Annotated in this window: 16 protein-coding genes; all 16 read left to right on the top strand. The window is 49.7% G+C overall.

Features of this window, described 5'->3' with window-relative positions:
* Positions 1 to 3 precede the first annotated feature (3 nt).
* Positions 4 to 1,725, top strand: a complete 1,722-nt coding sequence (locus PCI15_RS12130) for a terminase large subunit (protein WP_271270229.1) — start codon at positions 4 to 6, stop codon at positions 1,723 to 1,725.
* A gap of 172 nt (positions 1,726 to 1,897) precedes the next feature.
* A complete protein-coding gene (locus PCI15_RS12125) occupies positions 1,898 to 3,184 on the top strand; it encodes a phage portal protein (protein WP_271270228.1) in 1,287 nt (428 codons plus the stop codon).
* Positions 3,172 to 4,131 carry a S49 family peptidase gene (locus tag PCI15_RS12120; protein WP_271270227.1) on the top strand — a complete coding sequence of 320 codons (960 nt, stop codon included), beginning with the start codon at positions 3,172 to 3,174 and terminating at the stop codon, positions 4,129 to 4,131. The genes PCI15_RS12125 and PCI15_RS12120 overlap by 13 nt, the downstream gene beginning before the upstream one ends.
* 78 nt (positions 4,132 to 4,209) lie before the next feature.
* Positions 4,210 to 5,484 (top strand): phage major capsid protein, encoded by a 1,275-nt coding sequence (locus PCI15_RS12115; protein ID WP_271270226.1) that lies wholly within the window; start codon positions 4,210 to 4,212, stop codon positions 5,482 to 5,484.
* A gap of 65 nt (positions 5,485 to 5,549) precedes the next feature.
* Complete coding sequence (locus PCI15_RS12110) at positions 5,550 to 5,747, top strand: hypothetical protein (RefSeq protein ID WP_271270225.1); 198 nt, start codon at positions 5,550 to 5,552, stop codon at positions 5,745 to 5,747.
* Between the two features lie 71 nt (positions 5,748 to 5,818).
* Positions 5,819 to 6,367, top strand: coding sequence for a head-tail connector protein (locus PCI15_RS12105; RefSeq protein ID WP_271270224.1), 549 nt, complete (start codon positions 5,819 to 5,821; stop codon positions 6,365 to 6,367).
* Positions 6,364 to 6,690: a phage head closure protein gene (locus PCI15_RS12100; protein WP_271270223.1), complete on the top strand. Its 327-nt coding sequence runs from the start codon at positions 6,364 to 6,366 to the stop codon at positions 6,688 to 6,690. The genes PCI15_RS12105 and PCI15_RS12100 overlap by 4 nt, the downstream gene beginning before the upstream one ends.
* On the top strand, positions 6,690 to 7,199 hold the full coding sequence (locus PCI15_RS12095; protein WP_271270222.1) for a hypothetical protein: 510 nt from the start codon (positions 6,690 to 6,692) through the stop codon (positions 7,197 to 7,199). The genes PCI15_RS12100 and PCI15_RS12095 overlap by 1 nt, the downstream gene beginning before the upstream one ends.
* On the top strand, positions 7,199 to 7,915 hold the full coding sequence (locus PCI15_RS12090; RefSeq protein ID WP_271270221.1) for a hypothetical protein: 717 nt from the start codon (positions 7,199 to 7,201) through the stop codon (positions 7,913 to 7,915). Before PCI15_RS12095 ends, PCI15_RS12090 begins: the two co-directional genes overlap by 1 nt.
* 12 nt (positions 7,916 to 7,927) lie before the next feature.
* Positions 7,928 to 8,077: a hypothetical protein gene (locus tag PCI15_RS12085; protein ID WP_271270220.1), complete on the top strand. Its 150-nt coding sequence runs from the start codon at positions 7,928 to 7,930 to the stop codon at positions 8,075 to 8,077.
* Positions 8,078 to 8,079: 2 nt separating this feature from the next.
* Complete coding sequence (locus PCI15_RS12080) at positions 8,080 to 9,000, top strand: phage tail tube protein (protein WP_271270219.1); 921 nt, start codon at positions 8,080 to 8,082, stop codon at positions 8,998 to 9,000.
* An 84-nt stretch (positions 9,001 to 9,084) separates the two neighbouring features.
* Positions 9,085 to 9,504: a phage-derived protein YdaY family protein gene (locus tag PCI15_RS12075; RefSeq protein WP_271270218.1), complete on the top strand. Its 420-nt coding sequence runs from the start codon at positions 9,085 to 9,087 to the stop codon at positions 9,502 to 9,504.
* A gap of 550 nt (positions 9,505 to 10,054) precedes the next feature.
* Positions 10,055 to 14,068, top strand: a complete 4,014-nt coding sequence (locus tag PCI15_RS12070; protein ID WP_271270217.1) for a hypothetical protein — start codon at positions 10,055 to 10,057, stop codon at positions 14,066 to 14,068.
* Positions 14,065 to 15,486 (top strand): hypothetical protein, encoded by a 1,422-nt coding sequence (locus tag PCI15_RS12065; RefSeq protein WP_271270216.1) that lies wholly within the window; start codon positions 14,065 to 14,067, stop codon positions 15,484 to 15,486. The genes PCI15_RS12070 and PCI15_RS12065 overlap by 4 nt, the downstream gene beginning before the upstream one ends.
* Complete coding sequence (locus PCI15_RS12060) at positions 15,486 to 16,313, top strand: hypothetical protein (protein ID WP_271270215.1); 828 nt, start codon at positions 15,486 to 15,488, stop codon at positions 16,311 to 16,313. Before PCI15_RS12065 ends, PCI15_RS12060 begins: the two co-directional genes overlap by 1 nt.
* Positions 16,314 to 16,318: 5 nt before the next feature.
* Entirely contained in the window at positions 16,319 to 16,828 is a 510-nt protein-coding gene (locus tag PCI15_RS12055) for a hypothetical protein (protein ID WP_271270214.1), read from the top strand.
* The last annotated feature ends 4 nt before the right edge of the window (positions 16,829 to 16,832 follow it).

Below are 16,832 nucleotides of genomic sequence, written 5' to 3'. Positions count from 1 at the left end.
TGAATGGCCAGTTATCCGAATGTAAATGCGGCAAACAAATACGCCCGGGACATTGTTGCCTGTCGTATTCCTGCTTGCCGGTGGGTTTATTTGGCGTGTAAACGCCACTTAGATGATTTAGAAAAAGCCAAACAGAAAAAATATCCATATAAGTTTGATAAGGCAAAAGCTGAAAGGATTTGCTCATTTTTACAAAAGCTACCTCACACTAAAGGCAAGTGGGCGCGGGAACGTAGAAAGCTTGTATTAGAGCCGTGGCAACTTTTCAGATATGCCGCTGTATTTGGTTGGGTAAATAAAAAAACTGGTTTTCGCCGCTTTAAAGAGTCGTATAACGAAATCCCCCGTAAAAACGGTAAGTCTGCAGAAGCGGCAGGAGTAGGGCTTTATCTGTTTGCTGCTGATGGGGAATTCGGTGCTGAAGTTTACTGCGGAGCAACGACAGAACACCAAGCCTGGAAGGTTTTCGAGCCGGCCCGGATTATGTGTCTTAGAACACCAGATCTGGTGAGCAGGTTTGGCATTGAGATAAACGCGAGAAATTTAAATATTCTTGCTGATAACTCAAAGTTTGAACCGTTGATCGGAGATCCGGGGGACGGCGGCTCTCCAAGTGGTGCAATCATTGATGAATATCATGAGCATAGAACTGCTTCACTGTATGACACCATGGCAACTGGTATGGGGGCACGGGAAAATCCGCTGATCCTTATTATTACCACCGGTGGTAATAACATTGCTAGCCCGTGCTATGCCAAGCGTAAAGAGGTTGAGCAAGTACTTGAAGGCGTGATTCAGGATGATGAACTATTCGGGATAATTTACACGATTGACCCGGATGATGACTGGAAAGACCCGAAAAGTTTAATCAAAGCTAACCCGAATTTTGGTGTTTCAGTAACGCCGGAGTATCTACAAAGTCAGTTACGAAAAGCCCTGAATAATCCGCGAACTGCGGCATCCTTTAAAACGAAACATTTAAACATGTGGGGCGGTGCTGCTAATGCGTTTTTCAATCTTGAACATTGGGACCAGTGCGCTGACACAAGCTTAAGGCACGATCAATTCAGAGGTGAGGATTTATTCTTAGGAATAGACCTTGCGTCTAAGCTTGATTTAACCGCTGCAGTTTCTGTTTACAGCCGGTTAGATGATGCCGGAAGAAGGCATTATTACTGCATTTCTCCGTATTTCTGGATACCTGAAGATACTGTATTTGAAAGTGAAGATGACACTGCAGCTGATAGATATAAAGCGTGGGTCGAAACTGGGCACTTAACAGCAACTGATGGGGCTGAAATAGATTATCTATACATCCTTGATGAAATGAAAAGCCTTAATGGTGACGGCCAAATCGAAGAAGTTGGCATGGATCCGCACGGTGCCGCGATGCTGTCACATCGACTAAGCGACGAGAATATTGAAGTCGTTTCTATTGTTCAAAACTTTACCAACATGTCTGATCCGATGAAAGAGTTGGAAGCCGCATTGAAAAGTGGACGTTTCCACCATGACGGTAACCCCGTTCTGAAGTGGTGTATCAGCAATGTAATCGGTAAAGAGTTGCCGGGTTCAGATGACATAGTTCGCCCAACTAAAGATAAAGCAACCAACAATAAAATTGATGGTGCAGTCGGTCTGTTAATGGCCATAAGTAGGGCAATGTTTACTGAAAGCAGCGGCCCTAAACAATCAGTCTATGACAGGACAGACGTAGCATGCTGAGCACATTTATTTTTTTGGTGGGGCTTGCTGGCGCTGGCCTTCTTTCATACGGAGCCTGGTTAGCATATGCGCCGGCCGGGTTCATTGTTGGTGGTGTTTTATCTCTGATATGGTCGTTTTTAATGGCAAGGGCTGGGCAATCACAGCCAGCTTCTGCTGATGAGGAGCAATAATGTTTATCCCTGCCATGTTCAAAAAAGGCGGCAGCGTCTCTGCACGTCAGGAGTGGGGCAACTGGATTAGCTCTATGTCATCCGGCTCTAAAACAAAATCCGGGATGATGGTGACAACAGAAACGGCGCTGGCTAATGCGGCGCTTCGGTCCTGTGTTACGTTGCTTGCTGAATCCGTTGCTCAGTTACCGTGTGAGCTCTACCGCCGTAAGAAAGACGCTAAAAACAGTGAATATTCTGGGCGCGAAAAGGCGGTTGATCATCCACTTTATGATGTTATCCGGCACCAGCCAAACGGTAAAGATACTGCTTTCGAATACTACGAACAGAGTCAGGGCGCTCTGGGGTTAGAAGGCAATACTTTTTCATACATCGATCGCGATGCAGCCGGCTTTGTTAAGCAACTGTGGCCAATTAACCCGAAAAAAGTAACGGTTCTAAAAGGCCCGGATGCTCTGCCGTATTACCAGGTGCAGGGCATGGAAGGCATTTTGCCTATGCGGCTGATTCACCACGTTAAAGCGTTTTCGCTGGATGGCTATATCGGGCTATCACCGCTGCAAACCAGTGCTGATGTGGTTGGTCTTGCGCTGGCCACTGAAGAACATGCTGCTGCCGTGTTTGAGCGGGGCGCAACTATGAGCGGTGTGATTGAACGGCCGAAAGATGCGGGAACAATTGAGTCACAGGAAGGAGTCGACCGGCTGCTGAAAAAATTCGCGGATCGGCACAGTGGTATGACAAATGCGTTCTCTGTCGCGCTGCTGCAGGAAGGCATGAAATATAACCAACTTGCCATGGATAACGAAAAGGCACAGTTAATTGCCAGCCGTAACTTCGGTGTTAATGAAATATGCCGGCTGTACAAAATACCGCCGCATATGATCCAGCATTTGGAGAAAACATCATCCTGGGGTTCTGGTATTGAACAGCTGTCCCTGAGTTTTGTGATTTACACGTTACTGCCATGGATCAAGCGCCACGAAGCCGCCATGATGCGCGACTTCCTGCTGCCTGAAGAGCGTAAAGAGCTCTATATCGAGTTCAATTTCTCCGGCTTATTACGGGGCGATCAGAAATCTCGGTATGACTCTTATGCACTTGGCCGGCAATGGGGCTTCCTGTCGGTTAACGATATTCGCCGGCTTGAGAATATGCCGCCGATCGCGGGCGGTGATAAATACCTAACCCCATTAAACATGGCTGATTCGGGACAGATTCAGTCTTCAATGAACGCGACCCCAGAACAAGCGAAAGAAATTGAGGAAATACTATGCAGAAGCTGATGATTAATTACCCCCATGTGGCCAGCATGGTATTTAACACGCCACTGTACGCGACTCCTGAAGTGGTTGCGGGTGTGAAAGCGGTGTTGATTCCACGGCTGACAGGTCAGGCAGGTGAAACAATCGGCATGGATGTTGAAGATTCAATGCCAATTCCGTCAGGTTCGGGGTCGGCTGAAATGTCAGAGCGGGACCGCGAATTACGCAGCCTGAAAATTGTCAGCAAGATAGCCATTATCAATGTGCACGGTGTGCTGGTGGCCCGCCGCGGGACGATTGATAACACCTGTTCAGAACTGATCAGCTATGAGCGCCTGCGCTCCCAGATTCACCTGGCAATTGAGCATGACCAGGTAGAAGAAATCGTACTCGACTTTCACTCTGGCGGTGGCCATGCGATGGGCTGCAAAGAGCTCGCGGATTTTATTCGGGCGTGTACCGAAATTAAGCCAATTACAGCCATCGTTAATTATGCCGCGTACTCAGCGGCGTATTTTCTGGCAGCAGCTTGCACAAAAATTATCTGCAGTCCTACGGCTGGTGCCGGTTCCATTGGTGTCATTATGGAAACAATGGAAGTCAGCGAGTGGGAAAAAAACGTGGGTATTAAGTACAACACGTTTTACCGCGGCAACCACAAAAATGATTGCAGCCCACATGAAGCTCTGACTGAACAGGCAGCCGCTGAAATTAACGGCAAACTTGATGAAGCCTATGAAATATTTACAGGCTCTGTTGCTGATTATTTAGGCCTGTCCCAGCAAGCTATTATCGACACACAGGCCCGCCTGTTCACGGCACCTCAGGCGCTGGCGGCAGGGCTGGTACATGAAATCATGCCTGCACAGGACGCCATCAACGCCATTGCCCAGCAGTACATTCAACCCGTTAATCAATCAACAATCGGTATCCGCGCTGCGGCGATCGATAAACAGGTTCAGCTTTAGCCCTGCGGCAGAGCTCGATCACGAAGCGGCATAAGCCGCTTTTTTTATGTCATTCAGTCACTAAAAAGGTGAAAAATAATGCTTACTATCGAACAAGCCCGCCGCAAGCGTGCGGAGATCAATGCACAGATTCAGGAACTGGCTGCTGCTGAAAAGGCTGGCACCATTACTGCTGAGCAAATTGAACAGTTTGAAACCCTTGAAACTGAGTTTAAAGGTCTGACTCAGCAGATTAACCGTCTGGAGGCAGCAGAGCAGATGAACGCTGCAGCGGCTGAACCTGTTGCTAGCTTTGCAGCACCTGCGGTGCATGTGAAAGAAGAAGCTAAGCAATACCCGGGAGCAGCGTTTGCGCGTACGGCAATGGCTGTGGCAGCGTCCAAAGGTGATCTGAATTTGGCCGCAAAGTTTGCAGCGAATGAGATGGGCGACAAGGGTCTGTCTATGGCAATTCAAACCTCTGCTGACAGCGGTGGAACTTTGATTCCCCGTAATACGCACAGTGAAGTTATTGAACTGCTGCGGCCTCGTACGGTTGTGCGGGCGCTGGGCGCGCGTGCCGTACCGCTGCCAAACGGTAACCTCGGCCTTCCGCGTATGGCGGGTGGTGCAACGTCTGGTTATGTTGGTGAAGGTGCGGATGTTCTGGCAACTGAAGCCAGCACAGATGATGTTCAGCTGTCAGCAAAAAGCATGATTACCCTGGTGCCTATTTCAAATCAGTTGATTGGACAGGCGGGCTTCAATGTGGAACAGCTGTTCCTTAATGACATGCTGAACGCAATGGCTGTGCGTGAAGATAAGGCATTCCTGCGGGATGACGGCACCAACAATACGCCGATCGGCTTCAAAAAAGTGGCGACGGATGCGTCTCGTGTTATGCCGTGGTCGGGTACTGCGGACTCTGATACTGTCGATGCGTATCTTGACAGCCTGATCCTGAAGCTGATGGAAAGCGACAGCATGCTGGTTAACCCTGGCTGGGCGATGGCACCGCGTACGTTCATGAAGCTTTCAGGCCTGCGTGATGGTAACGGTAATAAACTGTATCCAGAAATGGCACAGGGTATGCTGAAAGGCTGGCCGATCAAGCATACCACCACAATTCCTGTGAATATGGGCACAGGCTCCAATGAATCAGAAATCTACTTTGCAGACTGGAACGATGTAGTGATTGGTGAAGACGGGGCAATGAGCGTCGACTTCTCTAAAGAAGCCACCTACAAAGACGCTTCTGGCAATCTTGTATCAGCTTTTGCCCGTAACCAGTCAATCATTCGTGTTGTGAATGAGCACGATGTAGGCTTCTGTCATCCGGAAGGCCTGGTCATGGGTTCGAAGGTTACCTGGTAAACACCATGAATGGGCAGGGCACTGGCCCTGCCTCTTACCATCATACATAGCCAGGAGATATCACCATGGCCGGTAAACAAACCAAGCAAGAAGAAAATAAGCGGATCTCTGTGGAGTTCATTAAACCCTGGGGTCGTTACTCAAAAAGCGACATAGCAGGTTTTGATGCAGAAACAGCTGAGAAGCTGAAGAAGGCAAAAGTGGCTGTCGAACCAGGTACTGCGAAAGAAGCAGACGGTAAATCAGAAGATCCGGCAGCATAGTAGCAGTCTGAATCAAAAACACCGGCACCTGCCGGTGTTTTTCGTTGAGGATGTTAAGGAGTAGGGGTTGTATGGCAGTTACTATCAAAACAGAACCAGTTGATTTGGCTGTTGAATTATCGCTGGTGAAGAAACATTGCCAGATTGATGATGACATTACGGATGATGACGATCTCTTAACGGCGTACATACATGCGGCCCATCAGCTATGCCAGACGATTACTGGCCGATACTTTGGAAACCACACGTTACTGTTTAAGGGGCGTTTGTCGGATGAAATAGAATTGGCGGCGGATCTTCAAACAGTGGCGTCAGTTAAATATCGGAACTGTGAAGGTAGCCAGCAAGTTATATCTGAGTCGGATTATGGAGTATCTACTTCTGGGCTCGTCGGCTTTGTCAGACCATACGGGGTTGTATCGGATGTTCATAAAAAGGATCCAGAGCCGGTTACTATAGAGTTTGTCGCCGGTATGCCAGTTCCTAAGACCGTAGTTCAAGCCATTTTATTATTGGTTTCCCATTGGTATGAAAACCGCCAGGCAGTTGGGCGAGTGACCGAAGAAACAGAATATTCCGTGAATGCTCTGCTGAAACATTACCGAGTGATAAATATATGAGTGTCGTTCTTCGCCATCAGGTCCAGATCAAGCAGCCGGTGATGGGCCGCGGTGAATACGGCGGCGAGCAAGTCGAATCATATGATGTTTTTCTGAACAAGGCCCGGGCCCGGGTAAGGGTTGTTTCTGCAAAAGAAGAGGATCAGGCGGATCAAACTCAAAATCCAATCGTGTATGAAGTAATTCTGCGTTACAGGCCCGGGATAACTGAAAACATGGTTGTTGTATGGAAAAGCAAGTTCGGTGATAAATCCCTAAATATCAAAGGAATAAAGCCTGATGTTAAACAGGTTTATTTGACTCTGCTGTGTGAGGCTGCTTGATGATTGATGTCTCTATAAATGCAAATTCCGTTCTGGAAAGCCTGCAAGCCCTTGAAACCTCACTTAAAACTAAAGCTGTTCGGGCGGGCCTGGTATCTGTTGCAAAGCCTATTAAAGCAGCAGCAAAAAATCTTGCTCCTAAAGATAAAGGTGACCTTGCAAAAGCGATCGGTCATAAAACCTTGAGCAAGCGAGATGCTGCCCGAATTGATTTGTATCAGGGGTCATCGAATCAGGTTAGTGAAAACAACCCGGGGCTGGCAATTATTATCGGGCCTAATCGTAAAGTGGGTGGAAAGAGTCAGGCTTATATTGGAACCCTGGCAGAACATGGGACAAAGAAGCGTTTCAGGCATTACCGAAAAGCCCGTTTGAAACATCTCCCGGGTTACATGCACGGTGGAACAGAAGGTACGCACTTTATGGCCCGTGCCCTGAGCCGGAATCAGGGCGATATACCGGGGCGGTTTTATAGCGGCCTGGCAAATCACTTAGACCGGATCAAGTAATGATGAATGAGATAATAACGGCGCTGGTGGGCGTTGGGTTTAATGCTGCCCAGACAAATGAAACTGATATTTCTGATGTAGATACCGCCCACACGTTTTCCGATATGTTCTCGGGGCTTGTTGATGATCGAGTTTATCCGGTCCGACTGCCGGAAACAGTAACGTTACCTGCAGTCAATTTTCAGCCGGTTTTCAGAAATCACATTGAGGTTGATGGTGAGAAGGTTGGCAGGATAGATGGTTATGTTCTGACTATCAGAGCAAAAAATTTCCCTGATCTGCAGCGCCTGAGCTTGAGGATTGCTTCAGAAGTTACAGGAAGGTCTGAGCAGCTAGAAATAACCGATGCTTCTACAGACTTTGAGGCTGATCAGCATCAATTCCGCGCCGATATGGAAATTGAGATCACGACACTTGCAACTGCTTCACAGACCCTGCCTGCATCCCTTGTTTATTCAACGTCTGCCCGGGCTGAAACTAGCTCATTAAGTACAGCTATTCGTCAGCGTGTTACAGAGGTTTTTTCAGTTGTGCTGATAGGGCGAGCGGATCAGTTGAAGGCGATCCGCGACAAGTGTAAATCTGCATTGCTTGGTCTGGAACTGCATGAGAGGGGCGAACCTGTTGAATACATCGGTGGCAACCGGTTGGCGCAAAAAGGCCCGCTGATCTACTGGCGGGAACAGTATTCATACAAACGCTATATATCGAGTTAAAGGGGGTGTCTTGTGAATCAGGGCGGGCGTTACGAAATGATTGATGGTCAGCGGGTGCTTGTGGAGCAGACGCAGCCCAAAGGTAAAAAACCACTGGCTAAGCCGAAGGCCGCGCCAGGCACAAAGAAAACAACTGGCAACCCGGCTGGGAAGGAAAAATAACCATGTTATTTCGGAAAAAATTACTACTTGCAAAGATTGAGTCTGTTTATGCAACAGATTCGGCGCCGTCAGAATCTGGTAATGCGATTCTTACTAAGAACCTGCAGATTCAGTTAATGCAGGGCAACACAGTTAACCGGGATGTTGACCGGCCAACGCTGGGCAATGATGAAACTTACCACACTGCGCCGCATACCAAGGTCACTTTTGAAGTTGAAGTGGCGGGTTCTGGTGCGGCAGGCACTGCGCCGGCTTACGGTGCTTTGCTTCGGGCTTGCGGCTTTTCTGAAACGATCAATGCAGGAACAGACACGGTTTATCAGCCTGTCAGTAAAGATTTTGAATCAGCCACTTTATATTTCTACCTGGACGGCGATTTACATAAGCTGGTTGGTGCCCGGGGGTCGGTCAAAATCTCACTCGGAAAAGACGGGTTGCCGATGATGTCATTCGAGTTTACTGGCCTGCGAAAGGATCCCGGTACAGCCACGATGCCCGTAGCTGATTGGTCAGCCTTTGAAACGCCGGTGGCGGTAACAGACGGTAATTCAGCATTTTCAGTGCATGGCTATAACGCTGTCATGGAGTCTTTAGATATCGATATCTCCAACAATGTTGTCTATCGCAATGTTGTAGGCGGCGAGTCGGTACAGATCACTGACCGCTCTCCTTCAGGTTCGTGCACGATTGAATCCCCGGATATCGCGACAAAAGATTTCCATGCAATTATTGCCGGCCATGAGCTGGGAGCAATGACCTTTACCCACGGCAAAACCCCCGGAAATGTCGTTAAGTTCGACATGCCGAAGGTTCAGCTGTTACAGCCAAACATTGGCGATAGTGACGGTATTGCAACGCTTGGATTGAATTTAAGTGTGCTTCCGGATGCTGGCGACGATGATCTGAAAATCACAGTTAAGTAACTGGTTTAACCCTGCCTGCTTCCGTCCGTGGCGGGTGGGGTTTCTTTGTACAGCGGACGAGTAAACGGACAAAGGACAAGCAATATGTCATTCATTTTAAAGCCAATCGATGAAGTCTCTTTAAAGCTGGATATCAAGGAACCTTGCGGTGTAGGTGAATATAAGAGTCACGATCTGGTTGTTACCTGGGTTTATCTCCCAGAGCCTGAGTTAAAGCAGCTGAAAGAAGAAATTGAAGCTGAACAAAAGCGCATGATGAAGGCGGCTGAAGACTTAAAAGAAGGGCAGGAAATGCCAGAGCCTAAAATCACAGATCGTAGCATGTGTGAGCGGTTGATTAAGAATATCGAAGGCCTGCTTACGGATGACGGTAAAGAAATTCCTTATCAGCCGGAGCTGATAGAGCAACTGCTTAATATGAACTATGTGGCAGTGCCATTGCTTGAGCAACTGGGTACCGTCATTTCAGGCCAGGCTGGCTTAGAGGCGCTGGCAAAAAACTAATCGATGCCGGACGGTTCTGGGCGTCCGGTAGCGATTCCAGTCCTGATAATGAAGCATTAAAAGAGCTGATTGAATCAGGCGCACCGCCTGAAGTTTTGGAACACTTCCAAAGCGAATTATCAAAAACCTTTCCTTTAGATCCAGAAAATAACCTTCCTTTTCAGTTATTCCTCGGCTGTCGGCCTCAGTATGTCGTAATCAGCGGCATGGCAGGCACAACGCGAGTCTATGACGGCGTTTCACGCTGCGAGCTTGAATCAGTCATGAATATGCACGGCGTAAAGAAAAAACGCCGGCTGGGGCTGCTTAGGAAGGTTCAGCTAATAGAGAAAGGGGCCCGGCATGGGCAGGGTAAGAATACTTAATCGTTGATTGCTATAGCGCAACAGCTTACCCAGCCCGCGCCAGCTATAACCGGGCTGAAAAACCAGCCAGGGATAATCAGCAGGCTGACGGCTGCAAAGCCGAACTTCCCGCTAAGAATTAACATCAGTGTTGGCAGCAATGCCAATAAAAACAGAATCTCCATACCGGGATTATAGGGCGTTTCATGGCTAAAGCATATAAAACTGGCTTAGTGATCACCGGCGATGCCGCCGGCGGCGTTAAAGCTATTGAAATGACCCGGGAGAAGCTGGGGCGGCTTAACGATACCGGTAAACGTAGCCAGCGCCAGATGAAGGCTATGCGCAAGGAGAGCGATAAGCTAAGTGCATCTATTGCGTCTGTTGCTCATAAGGCTGTCGCATGGGGTGCCGCTTTTACCGGTATTGCTTCTGTAACAGCCGGTTTCAGTAAACAGTTAGACTCACTGGACAAAATCCACAAGTTAAATCTGCGCTTGGGTGCCAGCACAGAGGCTTTATCCGAATACTCAGCAGTTGCAGAGTGGTCCGGAACCAATATTAAACAGCTGTCTCTGGCCTGGCAGCGCCAGACCCGCAGAATTGCAGAGGCAGCCGCCGGCACTGGGGCCGCGAAAGATGCCCTGGTGGAGCTCAATTTATCTGCTGATGAATTAAAGCAGCTACGTCCTGAAGAACAGTTCCTGGCAATTGCCAACGCACTGCAGGGAATAGAAAACAGTGGCGATCGTGTACGGCTGGCAAACAAGATTTTTGACAGCGAGGGCGCCGCGGCGGCCCTTCAGGTTATCAATCAGGGTGAAGAAGCCCTTAATTCAATGCTGGCCCGCGCCCGTGAATTGAATGTGACTGTTGGTCAGGATCAAGCGGCGGCAGTTGCTGCTTACAATGATGCCATGGCCGATCTGTCCATGGCCTGGGGGAGCGTGAACCGGGAGGTGGCCGTATTTGTCGCCACCAATGGAACAGAAACCCTTCAAAACATGGCAACAACAGTTGCGGCCGCCGCGGAATCCGTTCAGTACCTGGATGATGTGGCGATTATTGCCGCAGGCACGATGGCCGCCAAATATGTACCGGCGATGCTGACAAAAATTAAAGCATCGGCTGCAGCGGTTCAGGCAAATCGTACTTTGCTGGCCAGTGAGCTGCAGCTTGCAAAACAGCAGCATCATCGAGCTGTGCAGGACCAGGCAGCGGCGCAGCGGTCCTTAGCTGCAGCTCATACAATGCAATTACGGGCCGCCGCGGGTACACGGTTAGCCGTTGCGAACCAGGCTGTTATTGCTACTCAAAATGGCTTAACTGCCGCGACTAACAGATATACGGCTTCAGCGACTTTAGCTGGCCGTGCCACCGCTGGGCTTAAAGCCTCTCTGGCTTTTATGGGTGGCCCCGTCGGTGTTGCTATTCTGGCGACAACAGGCATGGCGGTTTATGCCGCCAATGTTGATGAGGCAAAGATCAGAAGCCAAAAAGCTATAGGGCCAATTGACCAGTTGGCTATCTCTTTGCGGGAAATGTACCGGGTGCTTTCCGGCGGCCAAGACGAGTATCTGAAAAACAACTTGGTAAAAGGGTTTTTGAAACGGTCATCAGAAGAGCTGGCCAGCGATATCGAAAAAACTCAAAAGTTTATTGATAAGCTTGAGGCGGTGCCCGATGGCGGCTGGTTGGATGGCAAGTATGATGCTGCGCAAAGGGATTTAGTCGGCCAGAAATTGCGCTTAGAGGCTTTGACTGAAGCACAGGAACAGCAAACAAAAGCCCAGAAAGAAGCGGACAACGCCACCGGGGAGGCGAACGCCTCTGGCGCGAAAAACGTTATTGTTACTGTTAAGCAGGCTAAAGCAGTTGAGAGCCTGAAGGCCTCAAATGAAAGTCTGGTTGAATCGCTTCAGTTTGAAGTTGATGTGCTGAAGCACTCTGAAAAAGAACAGTACGTTCAGCGCCAGTTACGCCAGCTGAACGCAGAGGCGACCGAAGAGCAAAAGGCCACTGTTCGGCGCCATTCAGAGGCGCTATTTGAGCAGCAGCAGGCGCTTAAACAGTCAAATGAGGCCCTGAAAAAGAATCAAGAGTCTGTTGATGCATGGGCAAAAATGACGGACAGGGCGATAGAGCGCGTCGATGATGCGTTTTTTAAGCTGTACCGCAGCTCATTCGATGGCTTTGATGATTTCAAAGATTCAATGGTGAATACCGCCAAGGATCTGATGGCGCAACTTGCTTACACGTTCAGTAAGCGGTTGGTAATAAATGCTGTCGGCTCCATTTCTGGTGCCGGCTCACTTGTCGGGGGGCTGTCATCAGCGGCCGGCGCTGTTACGGGTAGCGGTTCCGCCGGCGGTGGCGGTGGTGGATTGCTTGGCAATTTATCAAGTCTGAAGTCATTGGTTGATCTGGGAACCGGTAATTTAGTGCCTGCCTGGGCAATTGCAGGGCTGAATAAACTGGCTGCCACTCAGAATGTTTTGTTCAATCCAGCATGGGCGGCTGCTAACCCTGAAATCGGGCTGGCAACCGGTGCAGGTTCTGGACAGGCTTTATCTGTTGCCAATCCTGCAAACTGGTCACAGTCCATATCAGCTGTTGCTCCCTACGTTTCAGGCATTGGCGGTGCTTTCTATGGTTATGGCCAGTCTGGCGTCAAAGGTGCTATTTCCGGCGCTGCTGGTGGCTATTTTGGTGCTAAAGGTGGCGCAAGCTTTGGTGCGGCTATTGCCGGCCCTGTGGGGGCTGCTGTCGGCGCTGTGCTTGGTGGCGTTCTGGGGGGCAAGCTGGGCGGCAGTCTCTTCGGGTCTGGGTGGAAGCTGAAAAGTAAAACCCTGAATCTTGGGTACCGCAACGGCAAGACCTACGGATACGTTAAAACTAAAGAGAAAAAGAAAAAATCGTTTTTCAGAGGTAGCAAAAGCCGTTACCGCGTTTATCGGTTTTCGAGAGACAGTACAGATCAGCTGAGTACGTATTTTCAGGCCGTGAAGGACGGTTTGAAAAGCTTAACAGGCGATGTGGGGTTAAGCGCCCATTACGGTGCTGCCGAGAAATACCGGAGCCGGTACTCCAGAAATATCAAATATTCCAGCAATAACCAGGTTAAAAAGTACGTAGAGCAATGGACAGACCGGGTTGTTGATGGGCTATCAACTTCTGTATTGAAGTCTGCAGGTCTTGACGACCTGATAGCGATTGACGAAAAAGCTAATGCAGCCTTAATGCGGCTGGCCGGTCAGTTTAAGTCCTTTACTGCAATTACTGAGGATCTGAATTTATCGTTCAATCAAACTGGCGCTGGCGCCATTCGGCTCAGCGACAGGATGGTAAAGATTTTCGGCGGCATGGAACAGCTGCAGGAAAGCAGTGGCTTTTATTACCAGAATTACTTTACTGACAAAGAAAGAAGCACCCGGCAGATTGCAAAACTGAATGGTGTTTTAAATGAATTTAACGAGGAGTACGGCACCTCGATTGATTCACGCAAAGACTTACGCAGCTTTGTGGAGTCTCTGAACCTGACAACAGCCGCAGGGCAAGATGCTTATTTGGCAGCAATGAAGCTTGCCCCGGCGCTCTCAACATTGGGACAGTTAACCGAAGAAGCCGTTTCTTCTATCTCACAGCCAATTACAGAGCAATTAAGCCGTATCCGGGATTACTCTGTGGGGTTGCTGCAGGATCAGCAGCGGGCCGCGGCGTCACTTGCGGGTGTGGTAAATGGCTTGAAGCTTTCCGATAACTCACCGCTGAAGGCTCAGGCGAAATTCAACCTGGTACAGAGTGATTTTGCTGCCCTGCAGGTACGTGCAGAAACCGGTGATGCGGAAGCGCTTGGCCAGATTGGTAACGCTGCACAGGCGTATATAAACCAAGCGGCAAGCTTTTACGCCAGTACCGGAGCTTATAAGGATATCTTCGAAGATGTAACCAAGGTTCTTACCGGTCTTGGGCAGGAGTTCGGCAGCGAGGACCGGTTACAGTCAGAGATTGCCCGCCTTGATAAGGAACTACTCGAAGAGAGCAAGAAGGCCCGGGAGGCCGCTGATAAGCAGGTGCTTGAATTGAAGCTTTTGCGGGGTGAGGTCGAGCGCCTGAATGCTCAGAATGCTGCTATTGCGAATGCACAGATTGCTGAAGCAGAAAGGCAGACCCGGGCTTTTGAACGTAACGGACAAGCAGTAATAGCGAGCCCTTTATGATTTCAGATGATGATTACCAAAACTGGCTGACACAGGCGGCGGCGCGGCGCTGTCTGCTTGTTGAGTTGACGCATACGGCGGGTGTTGAGTATGTGGCAACCGCGCCGTATATCGGGGAGCCGGTAACCAGGGATAATACGCACCGGGTATATGAAGACAGGGTTTCTTCAGTGGTCAGCTTATCTGAGCGGATCGATGGCAGGTCAGAAATAGGCACCATTACCGTGATAAACGATGGTGATTTAAATGCCTGGCACGGTTACCAATGGCGCACCGGTAACATCAGCATTTATTTGGGCGACCTTACCTGGCATCGGCAGGATTTTCGACTGGTGGCATCTCTGCCTAATAGTGGTTTGGCCGCCAGCCGTGCCGGGGAAATTTCATTTTCGGTGTCTGATGGCCGATCGGCACTTGAGGTGCCGCTGCATGAATACAGGGCCGAAACTGAGAATAAGGAATACGGGTTCCCGGCGGTATTTGGCTCCGTCTTGCATGTGCCGGCCGTTCTGATAAATGCCGTTGAAGATGAATACATTCTCAGTGGCTGGGAAGATGGCCCGGCGAGCATATATAGCTACCCAGATATTCATGATTCTGGGGCAGTGGTTTCTGATCCGGATGTGCGGTGGTTGTCGAACTCCAGATTTCAGCTAAAGGTTCCAGCTCAGGGGCCTGTATCTGCCAGCACCATTCGGACCTATGGCCTCAATAAGCCAGCCGAGATCGTTCAATTTATTGCGGGCGTGGCCGGGTTAGCCGTTAAAGCTGAGTTGCTTGATGCGCTGCCGGATCGTCATTTATCTCTGTACTACCCGGACGGCACAAAGACAACCTGTCGCCAGGTGCTTGATGATCTGGTGCTGCAGATTGGAGGTTATTGGCGAGTCAATTTAACCGGTGAATTAGAGGTGGCTGTATTGGAGGCGCCAGCGGAACCGGGAATCACAATAACCCCTGATGATATTTTCAAGGATGGGTTACGGCTGATAAGAACAGAGCCGGCATGGCGTCAGTGCTCCGTTGATTATTACAAGAATTTCTATGTTCTGTCCCCGGGCGATATAGCCGGCTCAGTCAGTGATTTTATTAAAGGCGCGCTGACCCGTGAGTGGTTCCAGCAGCGGACCTTTAAGTTATCGGATGCCGATACTGTCGAGGCTTCTATAGCAGTCGATGTGCAAATTCCGAACTATGACGGTTATTACGAAGCTGACCGGCGATTGCAGTTGCGAAGTGCTGACCGGCAGGTATGGGAGTGTGAATGTTTCTTGGCGCCGGCCCTGATATCAGTGGGCGATACAGTCAAGATAATGCACCCCGGTATCAGTCCGTTTTCTGATGGTGTAGACGCCGTGGTTTTTTCAAAGAGGCCTTCTTTCACTGAAGAGCGGATAAAATTAGAGGTGTGGTTTTAATGGCTGAAAGCAATATTCGATTTATTGTTGTCAATGAGCATGACAAGGCCGCACTGACTGCCAGCAGCGAAGCTGTCCCGGTGGCATCAACGCAGAAGCAAAGCAAGGCCCATGCTTGGCGGACACAAAGTGTCGGTGTTCACTCAGTTACCGCTCAGATGGGGCAAGGGCCAGCGTATGCTAATGGCTTTTGTATGGCTCAGCATAACCTCAGTAAGGATTCCGAATATCGGCTCGTTCTGAAGCTCCAGGGCGTAACGGTTTACGACTCCGGTTTAATTCCTGTTCAGACTTTCTTCATACCTGCCGGAACCTGGCGGGCGGGCATAGACCCATGGATGGCGGCCGATAACGATAAGCTGGCGGAACAGTGCACTTCACTGTGGTTTGATGCCGTACTTTTCGACAGTTACGAAATAACCGTATCCGATTCAAAAAATAGCGCTGGCTGGCTTCAGGTCGGCCGGTTCTTCCTGGGGGTTGCCATTTCGCCGGCGGTGAATATGGACTACAACGCAAGAATGACCCATCAGGAAAGCGGGCGGCACAGCCCTACGGATGGCGGCTCGCTATGGACGGTCGGCAAGGGCTCCAGAAGGCAATTTGATATCGATCTCAACTACTTATCTATGGATGAACGCTTATTGCTTGAAGGAGAGCTGGTGGCCGCTGGGCTCGCGGCGGATATATTTATTTCCGCATATCCCGGGGCCGGTGGTTTGAAAGAAATTCAGCATCAGTTCATTGCAAAAAGGCAGGCAGGACTTTCATTTACTCATAACAATTTCAACAACTGCACAACGAAGCTGCAGTTTTTTGAGGTGTAGCAGAAATGTCGATATCAGAAATTAGCCTCAGTCTTTCAGATTTAAAAATTCAGCCCGGTCATACCATCGATTTTGTTAACAACTTCAATACCCAGCAAGACCGGTTGATGAAGTTTGCCGGTGATCTGAATACTGTAGCCGGTGAAATAGAGCAGGCTCATACAGAGGCGCTGCAGGCCCGAAACGAGGCGGTAGCGGCTCAGCAAGGATCATCAGCAGAGGCGGCGGCACAAAGCGCAGGTGAGGCGCAGGGCTACAAAGACGCAGCTGAACAGGCAGCGACCGCAACGGGTAATGACCGTCAGGCCGTGGCTCTCGATAAATCAAGCGTAGCAACAAATAAACAAACGGTAATAACGGCTGCGTCAGAGGTCGCCAGCGCGCGGCAGGCTGTTGAGGAGGATCGTCAGGCGGTAGCCGTAGACAGAGCGGCAACAGAGCAGGCGGCCAGTAATGCATTGAATTCAGTCAGTCCGGACAATGTGGCCCGGGAACTGGGAATGGCAATTTTTTAAGGGG

The organism is Aliamphritea hakodatensis (genome assembly GCF_024347195.1).
Taxonomy (GTDB): Bacteria; Pseudomonadota; Gammaproteobacteria; order Pseudomonadales; family Balneatricaceae; genus Amphritea; species Amphritea hakodatensis.
Note: the sequence above shows the minus strand (reverse complement) of the source record. Positions and strands in the feature narration are given on the sequence as shown.